The sequence below is a fragment of the Kitasatospora acidiphila genome (assembly GCF_006636205.1).
Classification (GTDB): Bacteria; Actinomycetota; Actinomycetes; order Streptomycetales; family Streptomycetaceae; genus Kitasatospora; species Kitasatospora acidiphila.
On sequence record NZ_VIGB01000001.1, the window covers coordinates 110,038 to 132,941 of the forward strand.

Consider the following 22,904-nt stretch of genomic DNA (forward strand, 5'->3'; position numbering starts at 1 on the left):
GCCCTGCCCCCGATCCGCAGTCGAATGCCCCGATTGTCCCCCGAAGGTGGCATTGGCACCGGATGCAGGCGCGCCAGCCGCAACAGGTGCACGATCATCGGGAGTTCCCGCCTGCCCCTCCCCCGGCTCCGCCCAACAGTTGAATCTGACACGGATGTCAGGTCCTACGGTTCCGGCATGACGACCAACACCCAAAACCCGCCGCTCTTCCAGCCCACCACCCTCGGCCAGCTGGAGCTCCCCAACCGCCTGGTGATGGCCCCGATGACGCGCACCCGCGCCGGGGCCGACGGCGTACCACAGCCGATCATGGCGACCTACTACGCCCAGCGCGCCTCCGCCGGCCTGATCATCGCAGAGGCCAGCACGCCGAACGCGGTCGGCCAGACCTACGCCAACATCCCCGGCATCCACACCCCGTCGCAGGTCGCCGGCTGGCGCACCGTCACCGAGGCCGTCCGGGCGGCCGGCGGCCGGATCTTCCTGCAGCTCCAGCACGGCGGCCGGATCGGGCACCCGGAGAACAGCGGGCTGCACCCGCTGGCCCCTCCCCGATCGCACTGCCCGGCACCATCCACACTCCGAGCGGCCACCAGGACGCGGTGGTCCCAGTGGAAATGACTGTGGATCAGATCCGCGAGACCGTCGCCGACTTCGCCACCGCCGCTCGCAACGCCCTGGCGGCCGGTTTCGCGGGCGTGGAGGTGCACGCCGCCAACGGCTACCTGCTGCACCAGTTCCTGGCGCGGAACACCAACCACCGCACCGACGAGTACGGCGGTCCGGTGGCGAACCGGATCCGCTTCGTGGTGGAGGTGGTCCGCGCGGTGGCGGCGGCCATCGGCCCGGAGCGGGTGGGCCTGCGGGTGGCGCCGGGCGTGACCGCCAACGACATCGAGGAGGGCGACACCGCGGACATCTACCGCGCCCTGATCCCGGCCCTGGCAGGCGACCGACTGGCCTATCTGCACGTGGTCTTCGCGGACCCGGACGCGGACGTCTACCAGCAGATCCGCCGCGACTGGCCCGGCACCCTGATCGCCAACCCGGTGCTCGGCTGGGGCGGTGCGCTGCCCGCGGACGGCGGCCGTGCCGCCGCCGAGCGACTGCTGGCGGCCGGGGCCGACCTCATCGCCTTCGGCCGCGGCTTCCTCGCCAACCCCGACCTGGTGGCACGGCTGCGGACCGGCGCACCGCTCAACGAGGTGCGCGGCCACCAGATGTACGCCGGCGGCACCGACGGCTACACCGACTACCCGACGCTTGCGGCCGCCGAGCCAGTCGCTTAGCCGGTCCGCGCCTGACCAATGGTCAAATTCCACTGGACGGCATATGCCGGTCACCGATATATGTAGACCCATGGTTGAACGCTCCATGCAGGAGCCCACGCTGCTCCTGCTCACCGCGCTGGCCGATGCCCCACGGCACGGCTATGCACTCATCCAGGAGATCGCCGCCATCTCCGCCGGCCGCGTCACGATGCGCACCGGGACCCTCTACGGGGCCCTGGAGCGGCTGCTCGGCCAGGGCCTGATCCGAGTCGAGAGCGAGGAGATCGTGGACGGCCGCGCCCGCCGCAGCTACGCGCTCACCGACTCCGGACGGCAGGCGCTGGCCGCCGAGGCCGACCGGCTGCGTGCCGTCGCCACCGAGGCGCAGCGGCGGCTCTCGATCCGTCCCCGTCCCCGTCCGCAGAACCGAGGAGCGTTCGCATCATGAGTGACCGCATGCTGCGCCTGGCGCTCCGGCTGCACCCGGCCGCCTACCGGCGCGAGTGGGGCGAGGAGATCGCGGCGGTCTTCGCCGACACCACCGCCGGGGCGGGCCGCTGGGCCACCGCTCGCGAGCTGCTCGACCTGGCCGGGCACGGGATGCGCGGCCGGCTCGGTCTCGGCTCCGCGGGCCGGCCCGCCCGGATCGCGGCCATCGCGGCACCGTTCGCGGCCGGGGCGGCGGCCGGGGCCACCCTGGTCAACCTCTATGTGACGCTCATTCGGGGGCTGATCTACGCCGATTCGATCACCTGGCCGTTCGCACCGTGGGGGCCGGCCGGCCACCACCCGCTTCGCACGGTCGGTGAACTCGTCTGCCAGTTCAGCGAGTTGCTCCTCCTGGCAGCTGCGGTCGCGGCGCTGTTGGGGCGCTGGTCGCTCAGCCGGCTGCTGGCACCGGTCGGCGTGCTCGCCGGGGTGGCGGGCCCCTTGATGCAGTTGCTGCCGATGGCATCGCACTCGGTCGAGCGCCTGCTGGTCGACCTGTTCGTGCTGGTGGGCCCGCAGACGATCTGGGCCGCGACCGTGTTCGCCGCTCCGCGTGACCTGCTCGGCCCGGCCAACTGGCGCCGCACCGTCGCGCTGCTCGCGGGCTTGCTGCTCGCGGGGCCGATGCTCTACCAGTTCATGGTCGGCGAGCCCTTCACATCCATCTGGCTCTTTGTGAATCCGCAGTTGCTCCTCGTTGTCGTGGTGACCTTCGAGGTCGCCCTGGTCACCGCCGGGGCGCTGGCGCTGCGCTGGGACCGCCTCGGCCTGGCGGCAGCGGCGGTGGCCGGTCTGCCGGTCGGCGTACTGGGACTGCTCGCCGTGGCGGCCCACCCCAACCCGATCGCCCTGACCGCCGCTGTGCTCACCCTCGGTGTGATGATCGCGGCCCTGCTGATCGGCCGGCGCGGCCGGTCGATGGAGCGCGGGCCGAGCAGCCCGACGGCGATGGGCTGACACCGGGTCGCCTGATGAGGTGGTCAACCCTCTGAGAGAGTGGCACGGTAGCTTTTCGGGGCGCGCGGGTCTACCTGCGCGCCCCGAAGGCATGTCCCCCCTCGCCCGACCTGGACGGTCCGCCGCCATGACCTCACCCGCCCGACCGCGCCCCTGGGCCCGGGTCCGCCCCGTACTCGACGCCGTCCTGGCCTACCCGCGCCGCGCTCCGCTGACCTTCGCGTACGTGTGCCTGCTGCTGGCCACCCACGCCTGGGTGGAGTACGGCATGACGGCGGAGCGCTCAGCGGAGCTGCTGCGCTACTTCAGCACCAACCTGGACAACCTGCGCGACCATCCGGTGTCCGCACTGCTCGGCAGCGCGCTGTTCTTCGACGGAACGCTCACCGATGTCACCTCGGTCGGCTTCGGGGGCACCTTCATCACCCTGGGACTCGGCGTCTGCGGCTGCCTGGCCTGGGCGGAGCGGCGCTGGGGCGGGCTGCGGGCAGCCGGAACGTTCCTCCTCGGGCACATCGGGGCCACACTGCTGACCGCCGTGGTGATAGTCGTGGCGCTGCGGCACGGCTGGTATCCGCCGAGCGTGCGGCAGGCCGACGACTACGGCATCAGCTACGGCGCGCAGAGCGTGATGGCGGCCGCGACGATCGGGCTGCCGCGCTGGAGCCGGCTGCCGTGGGTGCTCTTCGTGCTCGCCTGGCCGCTCGGTGGCGGCAGCGACTGGCCCGGGCCGCTGCCGGAGTTCAGCACCATCGGCCATCTGCTGGCGGCGGCGCTGGGGTTCGCCCTGCTCGCGGTCGGGCCGGTGGCCAGGAGGGCGCGCGGCCGGCGTCCCGTGTGAGGTGCTCCGGGCGGCGGGCGGCGTTCCGAGTAGCCTTCTGTGACGGGAGAGAAGGTGGTGGGAGATTGCGTCGGGCCCCGCAATGCGCTAGTCACACTGAGCCGCGAGCCGCGAGCCGCGAGCCGCGAGCCGCGAGCCGCGAGCCGCGAGCCGCGAGCCGCGAACGCCGCTGACGGGTTGTATGCGATCCTGTCGTCGGGCGGCGGAGGGTTGCGGTGATGTCCGATAGGCGGATCCTCGTCCCGGTCGGCCCTCAGGCCTGGCGGTGGCGAACCTTCAGCGGCGAGCGGACCCTGGTGGTCGCCGCGCGGACGGTCACGTCGCTGGTCCGGGTCCTGGACGTGCTTCCCGCGGTCGTGCCCGACGACCCCCGGGTGGCCGTGGTCTTCGCCTACGATCCGTCATCGGCGTTCAACGACGGTGTGCTCGACCTGCTGCGGTCGCTCGGCTGCCGCACCCTCCCATGGTCCCAACTGGCGGAGATCCAGCCCGATCTGCTGCTCTCGGCGAGCGAGAACATCGGCGCCCCGGCCGGCGACTTCCCGCTGCTGATCCTGCCGCACGGCATCGGGTTCCAGAAGTTCGTTCCCGACTCGGCGAGTTCGAGCACCCGGCTGTCGGGGCTGGTCGCCGATGAGCTCCTGACCGCCCGCCGGGCCTGGCTGGCCGTCTCGCACCCGGACCAGGAACGGCAGTTGGCGGCCAGCCACCCCAGCACGGTCGGGCGGACGGTGCTGGTCGGCGATCCCGTGCTGGACCGGCTGCGGGCCAGCCGGCGCTGGCGCGAGCGGTACCGCAGTGCGCTCGGCATCGCGGGCAACCAGCGCCTGGTGGTGCTGAGTTCCACCTGGGGCTCCGGGTCGCTGATCGGCACCCACCCCGATCTGCCGATGGAGCTGCTCGCCCAGCTGCCAGCCGACGAGTTCCGGGTGGCGCTGGTGCTGCACCCCAACGTCCCTTCGGCGCACGGCTCCTGGCAGGTGCGGGTGCTGCAGCAGAGCGCCGTCGACGCCGGCCTGCTGCTGGTCGACCCGCTGGACGGGTGGCAGCAGGCGCTGGTGGCGTCCGACCTGGTGATCGGGGACCACGGCTCGGTGACGCTCTACGGCGCGGCGCTGGGCAAGCCCGTACTGCTGGCCGCGTTCGGCTCCGAGTCGGTTCCTGGGACGGCGGGATCGGCCCTGCGCGAGGCCGCCGACTGGCTGGAGACCAGCGCCCCGCTGCGCCCCCGACTCGAAGCCGCGCTGGCGGAGCACCGGCCGGACCGGCTGACCGGGATCACCGACCGGGCCTTCGCCGAACCGGGGATGGCACTGCCCAGACTGCGCCAACTGGTCTACCGGCTGCTGGGACTTGGCGAGCCCAAGGTCCCGACGCGCGGCGCCCAGGCGTTCCCGCTGCCGCCGCAGATCCCGGCCCGGGTCACCTCGATGCTGGTGGCAACCACCGTGGCGGACACGGCCGATGGCGGGCTCCGGGTGGACGTCGAGCGCTTCCCGGCCCCGGTCGCCAAGCGCGGCGAGGAGAGCGGCGACCGCTTCTGGCACCTCGCGAGCGACGTGGACGAGCCGGACACCGAGCTCAGCGAGAGCGCCTCCGTACTGCTCTGCGGCGACGTGCTGTCCGGCACCGACACCGGGACGGCCCGGATCACCACCCTGCTGGCCGACTTCCCCGGCGCCCTACTGGCCGCGCTGCCCCTGGAGCACGGCTGCCTGGTCGGCTTGCGGGACGGCCGGGTCATCGCGGTCGACCCCATGCACGGCCCGCCCCCGGACCCCGGCCTGGCAGCGGCAGCCGTCTACGCCTGCCTGCGGACGGGCCGGGAGCCGGCGGACACGGTGGTGACGCTCCGCTGCGGACCGCAGCAGCGGCAGGTCCGGCTCACCGGCTGAGCGACTGAGCGACTGAGCGACTGAGGAGGGAGCGTCAGCCAGCCAGCCGGGCTACGAGTTCTGCGGCGCGGGGGCTGCCGCCCGTCTGGTAGATCTCCAGGGCGCGTGACAGGCAGTGGCGGGCTTGCTCGGCGTCATCCAGCACATCTGCCAAGTCCTCCAGCGCCTGCGCCTCGTAGTGCCCCGCGCGCTGCTCGCGGAGTTCACCGGCGGCGGCGCTCAGGTCGGCCGCCGCACCGCTGCGGTCGCCCTGCCTGGCGCGGACCCGGCCCAGGTCGGCCAGAGCCCTGGCGGCCATCCGCCGGTCGTACAGGGCCAGGAAGGTGCGGCGGGCGGCCTCCAGGGCGGTCAGCGCGGTGTCGAGGTCGCCCGCCGCCGCCTGGGCGCAGCCGAGGAAGTAGCCGGCCAGCGCCGCGCCGCGCTCCTCACCGGCCTGGATGTTGAGGGCCAGTGAGCTGCGATAGGCGGCGATCGCCCGCTGCGGGTCGTGGCGGTCCAGGTAGCGCCCGAGGAACTCCTGGACGGAGGCCTGGAGCACCAGGTGCCCGGACTCGACGGCACGCCGCTCGGCGATCTCCAGTTGCTCCCGGGCCTGCTCGTCCCGGCCGAGGTCGAGCAGCGGGCGGGACAGCAGGCTGCGCAGCCGCGCTTCGGCAGCGGGCACGCCGTCCCGGGCGGCGGCATCGGCGCCGAGTTCGGCCGCCTCGCGCCAGTCGGCGAGGTGGCGGTGGTGCAGGAACAGCACGGTGAGGACTTCGGACAGCTGCCAGGTCTGCCGGTCGAGGCCGTAGCGGGCGGCGGCGCGCAGGGTGGCGAGCAGGTTGGCCCGCTCGGCCTCCAGCCAGGCGATGGCGTCCTGCGCGGGCGCGTCGGCCGCGGCGAACGGGGAGTGGGCGACGGCGGCCGACACGTCTGCGACGCCGAGGATGTCGGCGAGGTCGACGATCCGCAGCCGGTCGGCTCGGACCGTGAGGTCGGCCAGCGCGGTGAGGGCCAGGTAGTGGCCGGTGGCCCGGGTGACGATCTGCCGTTCGGTGTCCGGCCGTTCGGCCTGGCGCACGCCCTCCAGGGCGTGCAGTCGCACCAGGTCGTGCAGCCGGTAGCGGCCGTCCTCGGCCACGCCGAGCAGGCTCGCCGCCTCCAAGGTGTCCAGCAGCGGCTGCACTTGATGAGGCGTCAGATCACTGGCCACGGCGGCCAGGGCGGCGTCGAAGCTGCGTCCGGGCAGGCCGCCGAGGGTGCGGTAGAGGGCGGCGGCGGGTGCGGGCAGGTCGCGGTAGGCGAGTTCGAGTGCTGCGGACACGGTGCGCTCCTCGTGGGCGGAGGATACCGAGATGTGGCTCAACCTGCCTTGTTCGTCGGCGAGTTCGGCCACCAGGTCGGCGATGGTCAGCCGCTGGCGGATCTGCAGCCGGGCGGCGGCGATCCGCAGCGCGATCGGCAGTCCGCCGCACAGCTCGGCCAGGCGGACGGCGGCCTCGGGCGCGGCGTCGATGCGTCGTTGGCCGCAGAGCGTGCCGAGCAGGTGCAGTGCGCCCTCGGCGTCGAGGGTGTCCAGCGGCAGCAGGGCCGCGCCGTCGAGCGCGAGTTCGCCCAGCCGCCAGGTGCTGGTGGCCAGCAGCGCACTGCCCGCGCCCTGCGGGACCAGGGGCCGGACCTGGGCGGGGTGGGTCACGTCGTCCAGCACCACCAGCATCCGGCGGTCGGCGGACATGGTCCGGAAGAGCGCGGTGCGTTCGGCGAGGCCCGTCGGCAGGTAGGACTCCTCGACGCCCAGGGCCCGCAGGCACATGGCCAGGGCCTCCGAGACGTCGGCGCCGCCCCCACCCGACCTGTCGCCACTGCCACTGCCACTACCGCGCAGGGCGGCGAAGTCGATGAAGAGCTGGCCGCCGGGGAAGCGCCGCTGGTTGTGGTGGGCCCACTGGCAGGCGGTCGCCGTCTTGCCGACGCCGGGGAGGCCGCTGACCACGCCGACCGGGCAGTGCGCGGTGGCCTCGCCGTCCTCGATCAGCACCCCGTCGAGGTGGGCCAAGTCGCGCCGGCGGTTGACGAATCGGCCGACCGGCCGGGGCACCTGGTCGGGCCGCCGGTCGGCGTGGCGGGGTGGTGCCGGGGCCTGGTGGTAGTTGAAGGTGATGCCGCCGTGCACCTCCCGGGCCTGGACCACCGGGCCGTGGACCGTGCTGCCCGACAGGCTGTTGGACACGCTCCCGTGCTCCGGCCGGTCCGCTGTGCCGCCCATCGCCTCACCCCCGCCTCTCCGCCTTCGCGCCGACGCACGGCCGAACTCGCCGGCCGAGAGCCACCGTACTGGAAGCGACTGCCACGGGCATGGCACTGACACCGGTTGCGCTGCGCCGCCGGCCGGCCGTCACTCGCAGGTCCGCTCCGGCGCCGGGTAGGCGAAGCGGCCCAGGAGTTCGCGGAACCGGCCGCGCTCGGCCGGCTCCAGGCACGTCAGCAGCCGCTCCTCGGTCCGACTGGCCGCGACCAGCACCTCCGCCAAGGCCGCCTCGCCCGCATCGGTGAGTTCCACTGCGTGCGCCCGGCGGTCGGTGGGGTGGGGTCGGCGGCGGACCAGGCCGCGGGACTCCAGGCTGTCGATGTGGCGGACCATCGCGGACTTGTCGGAGCCCACGCTGTCCATCAGTTGGCGCTGCGTCTGCGAACCGAGCAGGCCCAGGTTGATCAGTACCGCCGCGTACACGTTCTCCAGTTCCAGCGGGCGCAGTTCCTCGGCGAAGGTCCGTGCGGCGCGCAGGTGGGCGTGGCGCAGCGCCAGTCCCAGCGGAGCAGGCGGTGGTTGCTTCTCGGTCATAAGGACAGTATAGGATCACTCTGAGATTGTCTCATCTGAGACTATCTCTCTGGGGACTGAATTCCTGACACCACTCGGGGGTCGCAATGTCGCTCAACCCTGCCCGGCCGCGCTGGCCGTTGATCACCCTCCGGGTGACTGCGGGCCTCACCGCGCTGCTCGCACTCATCCAACCGATCCTGGCCGGCGGATTCCTGCAGGGGTACTACCCGCTGCTCGACGCCCACATGATGGCCGCCATGATCCTCGCCACCGCGGTGCTGCTCAGCGTCATCGCCGCCGTGCTCGCCTGGCGGCTGAGCGGGCTGCCGAACCGGACCGCCGTGCAGTACGGAATCCTGCTGCTGTGCTGCGTGGCGCAGATCAGCCTCGGGTTCTCGCGCGTGCTGCTGATCCACATTCCGCTGGGTGTGGGCATCTTCGTGATGGCCGAGAAGTTCGCCGTCGAGGTCTTCCAGTTCAAGCCGGCGGCCGGCTCGGCTCCGGCAGCGGCTCCCACCATGGCCGACCTGACCGCCGTGGCCGCCGCCGGGCCGGAGGTCGCGGAATGAGCAGCGGGCTGACGAGGCGTCAACTCCTTGGTGCCGGTGGCGCGGCGGTACTAGGGGTCGGGGTGGCGGTCGGGGCCCCGCCGCTGCTGGGCATGCTGATACCCGGCGGGCAGCCCGGTCTACTGCTGAGCAGCAAGGTGCCGCTACCGCCGCGCTACCAGGCCGAGTTGCCGATCCCCGCGGTCATCCAGCCGGTCCGCAGCGACGCCACCACCGACTACTACGAGATCACCGCCCGCGCCGCGACGGCCCGGATCCTGCCCGGCCAGGACACCGAGGTCTGGGGCTACCAGGGCACCTTCCCCGGCCCGACCATCGAGTCCCGCTCGGGGCGGCGCACCGTCGTCACCCACCGCAACGCACTGCCGCACGCCACCGCCGTCCACCTGCACGGCGGCCACACCCCGCACGACAGCGACGGCTACCCGCTGGACCTGATCAGCCCGCAGGGCGGCGGCGACGCCATGGCGGGGATGGGCGGGATGAGCAAGATGGCGGGCATGCCCGGCATGAGCGGCGCCACCTTCCAGCCGCAGCGCGACTACACCTACCCGATGAACCAGCGGGCCGCGACGCTCTGGTACCACGACCACACCATGGGCTTCACCGGCCCGCAGGTGTACCGCGGCCTGGCCGGCTTCCATCTGGTCCGGGACGACGAGGAGGCCGCGCTCGGCCTGCCGCACGGCCCGCGCGAGCTGCCGCTGATGATCGCCGACCGCGCGTTCGCCGCCGACGGCTCCTTCGCCTACCCCGCGCTGGACGGCAACGAGGGCAAGCCGGGCGTGACGGACGCCTACATGAACGGCGTACTGGGTGACGTGATCCTGGTCAACGGCGCGCCCTGGCCGGTCGCCCGGGTGGACCGGGCCCGCTACCGGCTGCGGATGCTCAACGGCTCCAACGCGCGCCGCTACCGGCTGGCGCTCGACCCGCAGCCGCCGGGCGGCGGCGGCCTGCTGCAGATCGGCTCGGACGGCGGCCTGCTGGAGCGCCCGACCGCCCATGACACACTGGAGTTGGCACCCGCCGAGCGCTTCGACGTGGTGGTCGACTTCGCCCGCTACCCGGCCGGAACCAGCGTGCGGTTGGTCAACCAGCTCGGCAGCGGCTCGACCAGTGAGGTGATGCGCTTCGACATCGGCAGCGGCGGCGGCGCGGACGACTCCCGGGTGCCGGCCAAGCTGTCCTCCATCGAGCGCCTCGACCCGGCCAAGGCGGCGGCCACCCGCACCTTCGTCTTCCAGAAGTCCCAGAACAACTGGACGATCAACGGCGACGAGTACCGGCCCGGCCGCTCGCTGGCCTCGCCGAAGCTGGGCCAGGTGGAGATCTGGCGGTTCATCACCGACTTCCACCACCCCGTCCACATGCACCTGGACCCGTTCCAGGTGGTCAGCCGCAACGGCGACGCGCCCGGCGCGTACGACGCCGGCTGGAAGGACACCGTGGACGTCCTCCCCGCCCAGGGCGTGGAGGTCGCCGTCCGGTTCACCGACTACGCGGGTCGGTTCCTGCTGCACTGCCACAACCTGGAGCACGAGGACATGGCGATGATGGCGGAGTTCACCACCGAGTGATCACCGCCGAGTGATCACCACCGTGTGAAGAGTGCGGCAGCCCCTCGGGCCCCCGGTTCACCACCGGGGCCCGAGGGCGCGGCTCAGCCGGCGACGGCCGACAGCAGCGCCAGGTTGCCGGTCTGCCAGGCCTTGGTCATGGTCAAGCCGCCGATCCGCCAGCCCGATTCGCCGCGCAGCAGGCTGAACCGGTAGTGGCCGCCGAGGGTCCACATCGGCCCGTCGGCCACCCTGGTGAGCAGATGGGTGGCCTGGAAGTCCGCGGTGACCTCTGCGGTGTCGCCGTCGAGGGTCACCAGGTGGTTGGTGAGCAGGTGCTGCGTGGCGTCGAGCGCCCCGAGCAGATCGCGCCAGGCGCTCACCAGGGTGTCCGCCGGCAGCTCGACCGGCTCGCCGCCGTTCAGGCTGGTGTAGTCCACCCGCACCTTCTCCGCGAAGACCCGGCTCCGCAGTTGCGCCCACTCGCGCTTGTCGGTGTGCCAGCACATCCGGGTGCAGGTCTCGACCACCGCGAGCCGGTCACGCAGGTCCTCGTCAATCATCGTGCCTCCCCGTCGTTGACGCCCCGATTGATGGCCGTGCCGCTCCGGTCGGATCTTCCGGACCAGGGCGGCACCAAGGCCAGCCGATGAGACATTCCGATCTCCAGATGTGATGGTGGTGATGATGGCGTAACGAACCGTCAGCCGATCGGTCACGCCAATGCCGACAACCCGGGCACGGCTCCCCGACGCAGCCGTTCCCGACGCCGCCCCTCCCCCGAACAGGCGGCGACGTCAACGGCCGGGGTCACCCCGGGCGGATCGGCAGTTCAGCCCACGGATCAGCCCACGGACGCGACGCCGCCGGGTCTGCGCACGCCGAAGCCCTCCGGGTACCCATGGCACGCGGACCGGTTGGCGGCGAACTCGCAGGCTGCGAGGCGGATCTCGTTCATCAGGGCAACCGTAAGTGGACGGACCGCGTTTGGAAACACCGCTCCGTTCGACTGAGACCGTCCGGCCCCCCGTGATCCGACGCCGTCCGCCACCGCGGCGGCACACTCCGTCACGCCCATCCCTGCCGCCACCAGCGGTTCCCGCGCGGATCGCATCGGAGTTCGCCGCGCTTCGAACAGAACCTCCCAGCTGATTCCCAGGACTCGCACTTCGGCAGGTATGCGACCCATCTCGGCGCCGGAGCACATTCACCCGGCCTCCGAGCGCGTCTGCGGGGCCGATCCCGAAGCGCAACTTTCGAACAGCAAATCGCTGCTTATTGCTTGATTCACTCATCCGAGTGAGTTTGATCGCATGCGATCCCGTGCCGCCTGTCCAGACCCGGATTCGCCGATTCGAACACGTTCATGAAGACCGGGAGCGGTCGCAATAATCTCCGTGGCAGACATTCGCAGGCCGCATCGATCAGCCGAACTTCCGCTGCGAGCAAGAGATCTGACACCTGCTCAGGCCCACCCATGTCTGACGCCTGTTCAGCTCCAGACCACGACCCCAGGATCAGGATCGGGACCAGCCATGACCACCGAGACCAGCCAGCAAAGCCCGCAGAGCCTCAGCACCGCCGCCGCCAGGAACCTGGCCACCACCACCAAGACCGTGCCGCAGATGCTCGGGATCACCCCGCGCTACCTGCTCCGCGCGCTGCCCTGGGTGGAGTTGGAGGCCGGCGTCTACCGGGTCAACCGCCGCCGGGGCTTCATCCTCGGCGACGGACTGATCAGCACCAGCACCGACGGCAACGGAAACCCCCGGGTCATCGCCGAGGACCTGCGCGAGATCGGCTTCCTCAGCCAGCTGGACAGCCCGCTGCTCAGCACCCTGGCGCAGGGCTTCGTCCAGCGCGAGGTGGCGCCCGGCGAGCTGATCGTGGACGCCGGCGCCCCCGCCGGGCAGCTGCACATCATCGCCGACGGCCGCGCCGAGAAGCGCGCCACCGGCGAGTACGGGCAGGACGCCCTGGTGGCCGTCCTCGGCGACGGCGACTTCTTCGACGCCACCGCGTGGGCGACCGACACGCCGCTGGACTACCGGGTCAAGGCCGTCACCGCGTGTACCGTGCTGACCCTTGACCGCCGGATGCTCCTCGAACTCGCCAACCGCGAGCCCTCGTTGCGTGCCCAGCTGGACGCCCTCGGCACCGACGGCCAGGCACCGGCCGACCGCGAGGACCCGATCGACCTCAGCTCCGGCCACACCGGCGAGCCCTTCCTGCCGCACACATTCGTGGACTACGAGGACAGCCCCCGCGAGTACGAGCTGGGCGTCGCGCAGACCGTCCTCAAGGTGCACACCCGGGTCTCGGACATCTACAACGCCTCGATCGACCAGCTGCAGACCCAGCTGCGGCTGACCGCCGAGGCGCTGCGCGAGCGCCAGGAGTGGGAGATGCTCAACCACCCCGAGTTCGGGCTGCTCAACAACATCGTGGCGAGCCAGCGGGTGCGCACCCGCACCGGCGCGCCGACCCCGGACGACCTGGACGAGCTGCTCACCCGGGTCTGGAAGCAGCCCGCGTTCTTCCTCGCCCACCCGAAGGCCATCGCCGCCTTCGGCCGCGAGTGCACCCGGCGCGGGGTGCCGCCGCAGGTCGTGGAGCTCTTCGGCAGCCCGTTCATCACCTGGCGCGGGGTGCCGCTGCTGCCCTCCGACAAGCTGGACCTCAAGGGCTCGGCCGGTGCGGCGCCCGGTACCACCAACATCCTGCTGATGCGGGTCGGCGAGGACCAGCAGGGCGTGGTGGGCCTGCGTCCGGCGAAGGTGCCGGACGAGGTGGAGCCGGGCCTGGCGGTGCGTCCGATGGGCACCGACCGCCAGGCCATCACCTCGTACCTGATGACCGGCTACTTCTCGACGGCGGCGCTGGTGGACGACGCCATCGGGGTGCTCCAGAACGTCGAGGTGTCGAACTACCATGACTACTCCTGACGGCTTCTCGGCGATCGGCCTGGACGGCCACTCGGCCGGATCGCCGAACCCGCTCGCGGCGCTGTTCGCACCGCCCTCACCGCCCGGGCTGCCGAGCACGGCTACGGCGGGGTCCAACTCGCCTTCGGTAGCGCCGTCCGCGGCGCCTTCGGCAGCGGCGCCCACCTCGCCGTCGGCAGCGCCCGCATCGTCCGACTCGGTCGCGGCGGCGCCGATCGCGCCACCCGGGTCCTCGCCCTCGACAGCGCCGTCGGCACTGTCCTCGGCACCGTCAGGAGCGCCGAACTCGGCTGCGGCGGCGGCGGTTTCGCCTGCCGCTCCGCCCGCTCCGCCCGCCTCGCCGAGCGGACTGCTGATGCCGGGCGGCGTGGCCGGGCTGCCGGCCGCGACGCTGCCCGCCGCGCTCACCCAAATGGTGACCGGCGGACGGTACTGGCTGCCGCCGCAGTCCCCGCCGGCCACCCCGGCGATGCCCGCACCGCCACCCGGCGGCTTCGATGTCGAGGCGGTGCGACGGGAGTTCCCGCAACTGCACCGGGAGGTGAACGGCCGCCCGCTGGTCTGGCTGGACAACGGGGCCACCACCCTGAAGCCCCGTCAGGTGACCGAAGCGGTCAGCGAGCACTACGCGATGGACACCTCCAATGTGCACCGTGGCGCGCACACCCTCGCCAAGCAGGCCACCCAGGTCTACGAGGAGGGCCGGGAGGAGGCCGCCAAGCTGCTCGGCACCCAGGACACCGGCGAGATCGTCTTCGTTCGGGGCACCACCGAGGCCGTCAACCTGGTGGCACAGACCTGGGGTCGGGCCAACCTCGGGTGGGCGACGAGATCCTGGTGTCAGCCGCCGAGCACCACTCCAACCTGGTGCCCTGGCAGTTGATCGCCAAGGAGCGACGAGCCCGGGTCAAGCCGATCCCGCTGCTCCCCGACGGGCAGTTGGACCAGGACGCCTACCGGGACCTGCTGAGCTCCAAGACCAAGCTGGTGGCGCTCACCCACGCCTCCAACGTCCTGGGCACGGTGCCGCCGGTGGCGGAGATGACCGCGCTGGCCCACCGCTACGGCGCCCGGGTGCTGGTCGACGGAGCCCAGGCGGTGAGCCACTTCCCGGTGGACGTCAGCGAGTTGGACGCCGACTTCTACGCCTTCTCCGGGCACAAGGTGTTCGCACCGACCGGGATCGGCGTGCTGTTCGGCAAGCGCGAGGTGCTGGAGGCCATGCCCCCGTGGCAGGGCGGCGGCAACATGATCGACTCGGTGAGCTTCGAGGAGACCACGTACGCCCCGCTGCCGCACCGGCTGGAGGCGGGCACCGGCCACATCGCCGGCGTCGCCGGCCTGCGGGCGGCGCTGCGCTACCTCGGCGGGCTGGACCGGGAGGCCGCCACGGCCCACGAGGAGCAGCTCACCCAGTACGCCATGGGTGCGCTGGCGACCGTGCCCGGGCTGCGGCTGATCGGCACGGCGCCCGGGAAGATCGGAGTGCTCACCTTCCTGATGGACGGTGCCGACCCGATGGCCCTGGCCGGGATGCTCGACCAGCAGGGCATCGCGGTCCGGGCCGGACACCACTGCGCGCAGCCGGCGTTGGCCGCGTACGGCGTCACCAGCGCGGTGCGGGCGTCGCTCGCGCTGTACAACACCGTGCAGGACGTCGACGCCCTGGTTGCCGCGTTGCAGGGGGCGGCCGCCTCCTGCAACGGCTAGGCGGGTTACCGGGTAGCCGGGTAACCGGTGCGTGGGTGTGGCTGTCGGCTCGCTCGGGGAGCCGACAGCCACACCCACGCGGTTCATGACGGGCGGCCACCCCAGGCGGAGCACAGTGCGAGGTAGAGGTCGAAGACCTCGGGGTCGTCGAGGTCGGGGTCGTCGAGGTCGGGGTCGTCGAGGTCGGCGAAGCACCCGGCCCGGGGCCCGCCCGCCCACCGTCGTGGTGAGCACCTCGCGCGAGTAGGGGTCGAGCACCTCGGCCATCAGGTCCAGGCGCTGCCGCTCGGCATCGGCCGAGTGTCTGCGGGTCAGCGAGCCGTAGTCGGGCAGGTCGGGTTGGGACATCACCGCGCTCCGATCCGGTCGCTCCGCCCCAGCCCCTCCGGTGCAGCCCGGCCGGCCCGTTCGGGGGCGGCCCCGCGCGCACGCGTCACCCTTCGACCGTGTCCGGCAACTCGGGCAGCGGCCACGACGGGTCGGGCGACCAGGGTGACCAGGCTCGGCGACCGTGCCCGCCCGCTCCTGGAGCAGCCCGACGGTTCGCTCCCGGCGCCGTGGCGCCGGGAGCGAACCGCATCTCCGTCATCCCCCGGTCCGTCAGTCAAGGAGCCCCCGCCACACCGGAGCAACCCCTCGGCGCCTCACGCCAGCGGCCTGACCCAGCGGCGCCACTGCTCCTCGGCGTGGTACCCGGCGGCACGCCAGGCGTGCTGGCCGAGTTCGTTGCGGTCCAGGACCATCGCATCGGCCCGGCGGCCGCCGAGCGCCGCGAAGCGCTCATGGGCGGCGGTGATCAGCGCGTCGGCGATGCCCTGCCGGCGCTGGTCCGGGTCGACGGCCAGCCGGTACAGGTGGCAGCGCCACCCGTCATAGCCGGCTATGACGGTGCCGACCACGGCCCCGTCCCGGTCGGCCACCAGCAGGGCTTCCGGGTCGCGGACGAGCAGACGGGTCACACCGTCCTCGTCGTCGGTGATGCTGGTGCCCTCGGCCGACCGGGCCCAGAAGGCCAGCAGCGCCGGGATCTCGTGGCAGCTCGCGGTACGTATCCTGATCTCGCTCATCCGACCTGCCTACCAGGACCGGTGCGACCGGTACAGGCAATTCCGGTTGCTGGACGGCTAGTCGACGAGCCAGGCTCACCCGGGTCGGTTCACGACCGGGATCGGCGCGTGCACCGGCGCGGTCAGCGCCACGCCCCGGCCGCCGCGGCCGCCGCCGCGAACGCCTCGAAGCTGCGGGCCGGACGCCCGAGCGCCTCCGCGACGCCGTCGGCGACCGCGCCCCCGCGCCCGTCCCGTACCGCCACCAGCAGGCCGGTGAGAAAGCGCGCGGCCGGTTCCGGGACCCCGAAGGAGAGCTGCTGCCGGACGAACTCCTCGGGGGTGACGTCGACATGGCGTACGGTGCGACCGCTGGCGCGCCCGATGACGTCCGCCGCCTCACCGAAGCTGAGCGCCTGCGGGCCCGTCAGGTAGTAGATCCGGCCGGCGTGCTTCTCCTCGGTGAGCGCCGCCGCGGCGACGTCCGCGATGTCCTCGGCGTCCACGAACGGCGTGCGGCCGTCTCCGGTCGGCAGTGCCAGCCTGCCGTCGAGGATGGCGAGGCGCCAGAAGTTCTCGCTGAAGTTCTGCGCGAACCAGTCCGGTCGCAGGATCGTCCAATCGGCGCCGCAGGTGCGCACGGTCTGCTCAATTGCCTTGAGGGGGTTGCTGTCGTCCGCCTCACCGACGCCGCTACCCGACAGCAGCACCACCCGCCGCACGCCGGCGGCGGCCGCGGCGGTCACGAACCCGCGAACACCTGCCTGGGGTCGGGGTTCACCGCCATGTCGGGCTTCAGCACGTACACGGCTCCGACGCCGTCGAGTGCGGGCGCCCAAGTGCCGGGGTTGTCAAAGTCGAACGGAACGTCAGCACCCGTGCGGGAAGCGGTCCGGACCGGCAGGCCGGCGGCGGTCAGACGGCGGGCGATGCGGCGACCGGTCGTGCCGGTGCCACCGAGAATGAGGATCTTTTCCATGCCTCCAGCGAACACCTCAGGCCCCTGGACGATCCATGGGAGATCGTCGCCGATCCATGTGTGATCGTCTACCGTTGACCATCATGGACGTGCTGAGCGATCTGCTCCACCGGGCCCGCGCCAGGAACGCGGTGATCAGGCAGCTGATCCAGCGGCCGCCGTGGTCGCTGGCCTACGCCGACGCACCCGCGCTCACGGTGGTGGCCACGCTCGGCGGGCAGGCGTCGATCCGCCTCGACGACCACCCGAGCGCCGCCGCCCCGTGCAGCTAACGGCCGGTGACATCGCGCTGATCAGCCGAGCCAGCCGGTACACGGTCGCCGACGACCCGGCCACCCCTGTGCAACTCGTCATCCACGGCAACGGCCGGAAGCAGATCCTCGGCGACGGCCCGGCGGTGACGGCCGCCCTGCGAAACCCGGCCCCGCGCACCTACGGTGACGGCCTGCCAGGCGCCACGGTGCTGCTCCGCGGCACCTACGACCTCCACGGCACCGTGGGCGAGCGCCTGTTGGACATGCTCCCGCCGCTCGCCGTGATGCCGGCCGGCCCCCGGACCCTGGCGGTGCTGGAGCTGCTCACCACCGAGGCCGCCCGTGACGAGCCCGGCCAGGACGCCGTCGTGCGCCAACTGCTGGACCTGGTGCTGGTGATCACCCTGCGCGCCTGGTTCGCCTGCCACGGCACCGCGCAACCCGGCTGGTACCGCGCGCTGACCGACCCCGCGATCGGCCGGGCCCTGTGCATGCTGCACGAGGATCCGGCCCGCCGCTGGACGGTCGCCGGGCTGGCCACCGAGGTCGGCCTGTCCCGCGCCGCCTTCGCCGCACGCTTCGCCCAGCTGGTGGGCGAACCGCCACTGGGCTACCTGACCACCTGGCGGATGACCCTGGCGGCGGATCTGCTCCGGGACGCCGACACGACCATCGCCACCGTGGCCCACGAGGTCGGCTACGCGGACGCGTTCGCGTTCAGCGCGGCGTTCAAGCGGGCCCGGGGCGTCAGTCCATCGGCCTGGCGGCAGCTGACCTGAGTCGCGGCCGCGGCCCCGGGGAGCACCGCCGGGCGTCCCTAAATGCCTTGGGGCGCTGCGAACGGTGCGTCTACTGTGGCCACCGTGAACACTCAGGTCATCGTGCTCAACGGCGGTTCCAGCTCCGGCAAGTCCGGGATCTCCAAGTGCCTGCAGGCGGTGCTGCCGGTGCCGTTCCTGGCCTTCAGCATCGACTCGTTCGTCGACTCGATGCCCGCCTCCCTGCAGTCGTCGGACGCCGGCATCGAGGTCGCCGCGGACGGCGGGGTGACCGTCGGCGAGGAGTTCCGCCGGCTGGAGGCGGCCTGGATGGCAGGCGTCGCCGCGACGGTCCGGGCGGGCGCCCGGGTCGTGATCGATGACGTGTTCCTCGGCGGGGCGGCGTCCCAGCAGCGCTGGCGGCAGGCGCTCGACGGGCTCGACGTGCTGTGGGTCGGGGTGCGGTGCGACCCCCAGGTGGCCGCCGGCCGGGAGCTCGTCCGGGGCGACCGGGCCGGCGGGATGGCCGCGTCACAGGCGGCGGTGGTGCACCGGGGCGTGGTCTACGACCTGGAGGTGGACACCACCCGCACCGAAGCCCTGCAGTGCGCGCGGACGATCGCCGCCGCGCTCACCGACTGATCACCCGGCCGACTGATCACCCGGCCGGCTGCTCGGCGGGCGCCTCGGCCACCAGGGCGTCGTACCAGTGCTGGGTGTCGGCGTACTCGCGCATGCTGGCGATGCGGCCCTCGCGAACGGTGAAGACACCGCTGTTCTTCTGCTGGTACGGCCGCCCGGTGCGGCCGGTGGCCCAGGAGTCCCACTCGACGAAGACCTGGTCACCCTCGCCGAACAGGTTGGTGACCCGCAGGCCGACCTCGCGGTCCGGGTCGAGGTGGGCGAAGGCGGTGGCGAGGAAACCGTTGATCACCTGGTCCCGCCCCTGCCAGAGGCCGGAGATCGGCAGCTCCCCGGCGTACCAGCAACTGCCGTCCTCGGCCCAGGAGTCCTCGACGGCCTGCTGGTCACCCGCCGCCAGCGCGGCGAAGTAGCGGCGCACGACGTCCTTGGGCTGGGTGCTGGTCATGAGGGGTTCCACCTTTCCTGGCTGCTTGGCTTGACTCAGAGTCAACCGAAAGCCGGACCCGCGACCCAGACGCAATCCGCACCGGCCAGCCATCACGAATCGTGATCGCCGCCCTCGCCGCCGGCCGTGGAGTACCGGACTGGCAGCAGCGAGCAACACATCCCATACGAGGTCAACTCCGAGCAATAGCCAGGAATCAGACAGCGAGCAATCTCATTTCGACGTGTTCCGTTCAAGCTCTGCTCACTCGACCATGGGACGGTTTGGCCGCGCCTACGCGCGTAGCATCGCTTCCTGCCCCCACGAACACGCGGAGCCTGACGCATGACCGGAATCACCAGGGGTGCCCGTCCCCTCGCCCTGGCCGCCGCCGCACTGGTCGCCCTGGCTGCGGTGAACACCGCACCGTCCCACGCGGCCGCGGCCCCGGCTCCCGCCGCCCGCACCACTGCCGCGACCACCCAGCACCGGGTGCTGTTCGACGACACCAAGGCGGAGACGGCCGGCAACGCCGACTGGATCATCAGCACCAGCCAGCCCGACCCGCTCGCGCAGAACTCCAACCCGCAGTCCGAGACGGACTGGACCGGCGCCATCTCCAGCTGGGGCGTGGCCCTGCAGAAGACCGGCCAGTACAGCCTGAAGACGCTGCCGCCCGGTTCGACCATCAGCTACGGCACCGGCGGCGCCCTGGACCTCGCCAACTTCGACGAGTTCGTGCTGCCGGAGCCCAACATCCGGCTGAGCGACGCCGAGAAGACCGCCTTGATGAAGTTCGTGCAGAACGGCGGCGGCCTGTTCCTGATCTCCGACCACACCGGCAGTGACCGCAACAACGACGGCTGGGACTCCCCCGCCATCATCAACGACCTGCTGACCACCAACTCGGTGGACAGCAACGACCCGTTCGGCCTGTCCGTCGATCTGCTGAACATCACGACCGACAACCCGCGGGCCATCTCCGACAGCACCGACCCGGTGCTGAACGGCCCGTTCGGCACGGTGACCGGCAGCATCATCCGCAACGGCACCACCTTCACCCTCAAGCCCGCTGACAACCCGTCGGTCAAGGGCATCGTCTACCGGACCGGCTACTCCGGGAACACCGGCGCCTTCTTCGCGACCAGCAGCTTCGGCAAGGGCCGGGTCGCGCTCTGGGGTGACAGCTCGGCCATCGACGACGGCAGCGGCCAGTCCGGCAAGACCCTCTACAACGGCTGGGACGACCCGGCCGGCACCGATGCCGCGCTCGGCCTGAACGCCACCGCCTGGCTCGCCGCCGGCAGCGGCACCACCGGCACCGGCAGCGTCAGCCTCGCCAACCCGGGCGCGCAGACCGCCACCGTCGGCACCGCCGCCGGCCTCCAGCTCTCGGCCGCCGACACCGCCGGCGGCACCCTGACATACACCGCCACCGGCCTCCCCGCCGGCCTCAGCCTCAACGGCGCGACCGGCCTGATCAGCGGCACCCCGACCACCGCCGGCACCTTCTCGGTGACGGCGACCGCCACCGACTCCACCGGGCCGTCCTCCTCCAGCACCTTCACCTGGACGGTCAACCCGGCCGGCGGCGGCACCGGATGCACCGCCGCCCAGCTGCTGACCAATCCCGGATTCGAGGCCGGCAGCACCGCCGGCTGGACCGAGACCGACACCAGCGGCACCAGCGCCATCAACAGCAGCTCCGGCGAGCCGCCGCACTCCGGCAGCTACGACGCCTGGCTCGACGGCTACGGCAGCACCAACACCGACACGCTCGCCCAGACGGTGACCCTGCCGGCCGGCTGCGCCAACTACACCTTCAGCTTCTGGCTGCACATCGACACCGCCGAGCCCACCACCTCGGCATACGACAAGCTCACCGTGACCGCCAACGGCACCACGCTGGCCACCTACTCCAACACCAACGCGGCCACCGGGTACCAGCAGCACACCCTCAACCTGGCCGCCTACGCGGGTCAGAGCGTGACCCTGAAGTTCACCGGCGCCGAGGACTACACCAAGCAGACCTCGTTCGTCCTGGACGACACCGCCGTCAACGTCTCCTGACCGCCCGCCGAACCGGCCGGGCCGGTCGCCCTCCCGGGCTGGGAGGGCGACCGGCCCGGCCGCACCGCTGTCACACCCGGCTCCTATCCTGCTGAGCACCCCACGGGCTTCGGGACGAACGGTGCAACACCATGGGTGGCAGCGACTGGTGGCAGACCGGCCCGTACCAGGAGGATCTGGCGGCCGCGTTCCGGGAGGCGCAGGACCGGGAACTGGCCGAGGACAACCACGGGTTCGAGGGCCGGACGATCGACCGGCTGTGGTCGGACGAGGACTGGCAGGAGTTCATCCTCACCGGCGGCACCGCCACCGTGCTCGACCAGGTCACGGTGGTCGATCCCGGACACACCGAGCACGGCCCGTTCATGCGGCCGCTGACCCCCGACGAGATCGCCGTCTGGTGCCCCGACGGGCGTCCCACTCAGGCGCAGTGGGTGGCGGCCTGGAGTCCGAGCACCTGCCGTTCCCGGTCCGCGCGGCCGGCAACTGCACCGTGCTCTACCGCGACGGGCAGCCCGCGCTGATCGGCTACTGGGGCTGCACCGCGGACTGACGCCACCAACGCTCCTGGTCAGGCGAGTTGAGCACCGAGCTGCTCGCCCAGCTCCCGAAACCCCAGCGCAGCCGCGACCCGCCGCGACGCGGGCACCCGCGCCCGCCACTGCGGCAGCAGGCCGGCCGTCAAGGCGTGGGCCGCGGCGGCCGAGCCGGTGTCGGATCCTGCCACTCGCCCGGCGGGTCGGCGTACGGAATTAACGGCGCAACGGTTCACCAACAGGGCGATATGCGGGCAAGGAGGGTGTGACGATCTGCCGGGCGTCGGCGCTGTCAGACACATGAAGTGCGTCCCTTGCCGCCGGTCGGCGGTCGCTGCGGCGCCTCCGTGGTAATCCGCACAGCCGACAACACCTGGACTCGACACCGTGACCGTCACACCGTACGACAACTGGCCGACCGCCGGGGAGCAGCCTCGTGGCCCGGCGACCATGGAGACCCTTCCCCTCGCCCCGGTCGGTGAACCGTTCTCCGGGCCACCGACTGCGCGGTTGCCGCTGATGACCGACCCCGGCCAGCACGCGCCGTGGGCCGAGGAGGAGGCGGGCCCGCCCACCGTCGAGCTGTCCCCCGTCGTCGACACCGGCGGCGCTGACGACACCGATCCGGCAGCCGAGCCCGTGCCACCACCGGTGTTCGTGGACAGCTCGGGCCGCCGCCAGCGCCGGATCCGCCGCCTGGGAGTGGCGCTGGCCGTCCCGGCGGGCGGCTACCTGGTGCTGCTGGGCAGCACACTGCTCGGCGGGCCCACCGTGAATGCGCCCTTTCTGCCGCTGCCGCAGCCCGCCGTGCCCAGCGCCCCCGCCCAGGCACCCGGGTCTTCCGACTTGCCGTCCCAGGCGCCGACCGCCGGCCCGGTGGCCGCCGGTGCCGCCGGCGTGTCGCCCACCACCACGCGGGCGACGGCGACCGCCGACCGGCCCGGCGGGCCGACGGCCAACCAGCAGCAGCCGGCCGCCAGCTCGACGGCGACCAGCCCGGCCCCCACCGCCACGAGCGCGCCGGCCCCGGTCACCGGCCCCGCCACACCGCCGGGCAACGGCAACCCCAACCCGGGGACACCGGGGCACGGCCACTCCTCCGCCGCGCCAGGAGCGAGCAACCGGCCGGTCAAGCCCTAGCCTCCACCCTTCT

Annotated in this window: 22 protein-coding genes and 2 pseudogenes; 16 read left to right on the forward strand and 8 right to left on the reverse strand. The window is 72.3% G+C overall.

Features of this window, described 5'->3' with window-relative positions:
- The first annotated feature begins 264 nt into the window (after positions 1-264).
- From E6W39_RS00535 to E6W39_RS00555, 5 genes and pseudogenes are all read left to right on the forward strand, one after another.
- Positions 265-1,289 (forward strand): annotated as a pseudogene (locus E6W39_RS00535) (oxidoreductase).
- Positions 1,290-1,374: 85 nt separating this feature from the next.
- The gene (locus E6W39_RS00540) at positions 1,375-1,719 is read left to right on the forward strand and encodes a PadR family transcriptional regulator (RefSeq protein WP_228717859.1); all 345 of its coding nucleotides are present in this window, start codon (positions 1,375-1,377) and stop codon (positions 1,717-1,719) included.
- Entirely contained in the window at positions 1,716-2,717 is a 1,002-nt protein-coding gene (locus E6W39_RS00545; protein ID WP_141631730.1) for a hypothetical protein, read from the forward strand. The genes E6W39_RS00540 and E6W39_RS00545 overlap by 4 nt, the downstream gene beginning before the upstream one ends.
- 127 nt (positions 2,718-2,844) lie before the next feature.
- Positions 2,845-3,558: a rhomboid-like protein gene (locus tag E6W39_RS00550; protein ID WP_181799004.1), complete on the forward strand. Its 714-nt coding sequence runs from the start codon at positions 2,845-2,847 to the stop codon at positions 3,556-3,558.
- 218 nt (positions 3,559-3,776) lie between these two features.
- The gene (locus E6W39_RS00555) at positions 3,777-5,453 is read left to right on the forward strand and encodes a hypothetical protein (protein WP_228717860.1); all 1,677 of its coding nucleotides are present in this window, start codon (positions 3,777-3,779) and stop codon (positions 5,451-5,453) included.
- Between the two features lie 34 nt (positions 5,454-5,487).
- On the opposite strand, the gene E6W39_RS38890 is transcribed toward E6W39_RS00555, so the two are convergent.
- A complete protein-coding gene (locus tag E6W39_RS38890; RefSeq protein WP_228717861.1) occupies positions 5,488-7,662 on the reverse strand; it encodes an NB-ARC domain-containing protein in 2,175 nt (724 codons plus the stop codon).
- Positions 7,663-7,827: 165 nt separating this feature from the next.
- Positions 7,828-8,274 carry a MarR family winged helix-turn-helix transcriptional regulator gene (locus E6W39_RS00565; RefSeq protein ID WP_141631731.1) on the reverse strand — a complete coding sequence of 149 codons (447 nt, stop codon included), beginning with the start codon at positions 8,272-8,274 and terminating at the stop codon, positions 7,828-7,830.
- Between the two features lie 86 nt (positions 8,275-8,360).
- Here E6W39_RS00565 and E6W39_RS00570 point away from each other — a divergent pair, with 86 nt between their 5' ends.
- On the forward strand, positions 8,361-8,825 hold the full coding sequence (locus E6W39_RS00570) for a hypothetical protein (protein ID WP_141631732.1): 465 nt from the start codon (positions 8,361-8,363) through the stop codon (positions 8,823-8,825).
- A complete protein-coding gene (locus E6W39_RS00575) occupies positions 8,822-10,405 on the forward strand; it encodes a multicopper oxidase family protein (protein ID WP_141631733.1) in 1,584 nt (527 codons plus the stop codon). Before E6W39_RS00570 ends, E6W39_RS00575 begins: the two co-directional genes overlap by 4 nt.
- An 83-nt stretch (positions 10,406-10,488) precedes the next feature.
- On the opposite strand, the gene E6W39_RS00580 is transcribed toward E6W39_RS00575, so the two are convergent.
- Positions 10,489-10,947, reverse strand: coding sequence for a nuclear transport factor 2 family protein (locus E6W39_RS00580; RefSeq protein WP_141631734.1), 459 nt, complete (start codon positions 10,945-10,947; stop codon positions 10,489-10,491).
- A 972-nt stretch (positions 10,948-11,919) separates the two neighbouring features.
- On the opposite strand from E6W39_RS00580, the gene E6W39_RS00585 reads away from it, so the two are divergent.
- The 3 genes from E6W39_RS00585 to E6W39_RS00590 are packed head-to-tail and all read left to right on the forward strand — an operon-like array spanning position 11,920 to position 15,039.
- Positions 11,920-13,329: a family 2B encapsulin nanocompartment shell protein gene (locus E6W39_RS00585; protein WP_141631735.1), complete on the forward strand. Its 1,410-nt coding sequence runs from the start codon at positions 11,920-11,922 to the stop codon at positions 13,327-13,329.
- Complete coding sequence (locus E6W39_RS42540) at positions 13,316-14,212, forward strand: aminotransferase class V-fold PLP-dependent enzyme (RefSeq protein WP_267286655.1); 897 nt, start codon at positions 13,316-13,318, stop codon at positions 14,210-14,212. Before E6W39_RS00585 ends, E6W39_RS42540 begins: the two co-directional genes overlap by 14 nt.
- Positions 14,167-15,039, forward strand: a complete 873-nt coding sequence (locus E6W39_RS00590) for a cysteine desulfurase (RefSeq protein ID WP_267286656.1) — start codon at positions 14,167-14,169, stop codon at positions 15,037-15,039. Before E6W39_RS42540 ends, E6W39_RS00590 begins: the two co-directional genes overlap by 46 nt.
- A 644-nt stretch (positions 15,040-15,683) precedes the next feature.
- Here E6W39_RS00590 and E6W39_RS00595 read toward each other — a convergent pair.
- From E6W39_RS00595 to E6W39_RS40720, 3 genes are all read right to left on the reverse strand, one after another.
- Positions 15,684-16,106 (reverse strand): GNAT family N-acetyltransferase, encoded by a 423-nt coding sequence (locus E6W39_RS00595; RefSeq protein ID WP_141631736.1) that lies wholly within the window; start codon positions 16,104-16,106, stop codon positions 15,684-15,686.
- A gap of 122 nt (positions 16,107-16,228) precedes the next feature.
- Positions 16,229-16,831: an NmrA family NAD(P)-binding protein gene (locus E6W39_RS00600; protein WP_267286657.1), complete on the reverse strand. Its 603-nt coding sequence runs from the start codon at positions 16,829-16,831 to the stop codon at positions 16,229-16,231.
- A complete protein-coding gene (locus E6W39_RS40720) occupies positions 16,828-17,079 on the reverse strand; it encodes an SDR family oxidoreductase (protein ID WP_228717872.1) in 252 nt (83 codons plus the stop codon). Before E6W39_RS40720 ends, E6W39_RS00600 begins: the two co-directional genes overlap by 4 nt.
- A 68-nt stretch (positions 17,080-17,147) precedes the next feature.
- Here E6W39_RS40720 and E6W39_RS42545 point away from each other — a divergent pair, with 68 nt between their 5' ends.
- From E6W39_RS42545 to cpt, 3 genes are all read left to right on the forward strand, one after another.
- Entirely contained in the window at positions 17,148-17,336 is a 189-nt protein-coding gene (locus tag E6W39_RS42545; protein ID WP_267286661.1) for a cupin domain-containing protein, read from the forward strand.
- Positions 17,327-18,097, forward strand: a complete 771-nt coding sequence (locus tag E6W39_RS42550) for an AraC family transcriptional regulator (protein ID WP_267286658.1) — start codon at positions 17,327-17,329, stop codon at positions 18,095-18,097. The genes E6W39_RS42545 and E6W39_RS42550 overlap by 10 nt, the downstream gene beginning before the upstream one ends.
- A gap of 84 nt (positions 18,098-18,181) precedes the next feature.
- Complete coding sequence (cpt, locus tag E6W39_RS00610) at positions 18,182-18,718, forward strand: chloramphenicol phosphotransferase CPT (protein WP_181799007.1); 537 nt, start codon at positions 18,182-18,184, stop codon at positions 18,716-18,718.
- 16 nt (positions 18,719-18,734) lie between these two features.
- Here cpt and E6W39_RS00615 read toward each other — a convergent pair whose 3' ends face one another.
- Positions 18,735-19,166 (reverse strand): nuclear transport factor 2 family protein, encoded by a 432-nt coding sequence (locus E6W39_RS00615; RefSeq protein WP_141631738.1) that lies wholly within the window; start codon positions 19,164-19,166, stop codon positions 18,735-18,737.
- A 324-nt stretch (positions 19,167-19,490) separates the two neighbouring features.
- Between E6W39_RS00615 and E6W39_RS00620 the strand changes: the two genes are divergently transcribed.
- Both E6W39_RS00620 and E6W39_RS00625 read left to right on the forward strand, forming a co-directional pair.
- Positions 19,491-21,215 (forward strand): putative Ig domain-containing protein, encoded by a 1,725-nt coding sequence (locus E6W39_RS00620; RefSeq protein WP_220140133.1) that lies wholly within the window; start codon positions 19,491-19,493, stop codon positions 21,213-21,215.
- A gap of 131 nt (positions 21,216-21,346) precedes the next feature.
- Positions 21,347-21,739 carry a hypothetical protein gene (locus tag E6W39_RS00625; protein WP_228717864.1) on the forward strand — a complete coding sequence of 131 codons (393 nt, stop codon included), beginning with the start codon at positions 21,347-21,349 and terminating at the stop codon, positions 21,737-21,739.
- 47 nt (positions 21,740-21,786) lie between these two features.
- On the opposite strand, the pseudogene E6W39_RS00630 reads toward E6W39_RS00625, so the two are convergent.
- Positions 21,787-21,924, reverse strand: a pseudogene (locus E6W39_RS00630) (GNAT family N-acetyltransferase); the annotation flags it as partial.
- A 214-nt stretch (positions 21,925-22,138) separates the two neighbouring features.
- On the opposite strand from E6W39_RS00630, the gene E6W39_RS00635 reads away from it, so the two are divergent.
- Positions 22,139-22,891, forward strand: coding sequence for a hypothetical protein (locus E6W39_RS00635; protein WP_141631739.1), 753 nt, complete (start codon positions 22,139-22,141; stop codon positions 22,889-22,891).
- Positions 22,892-22,904: the final 13 nt, after the last annotated feature.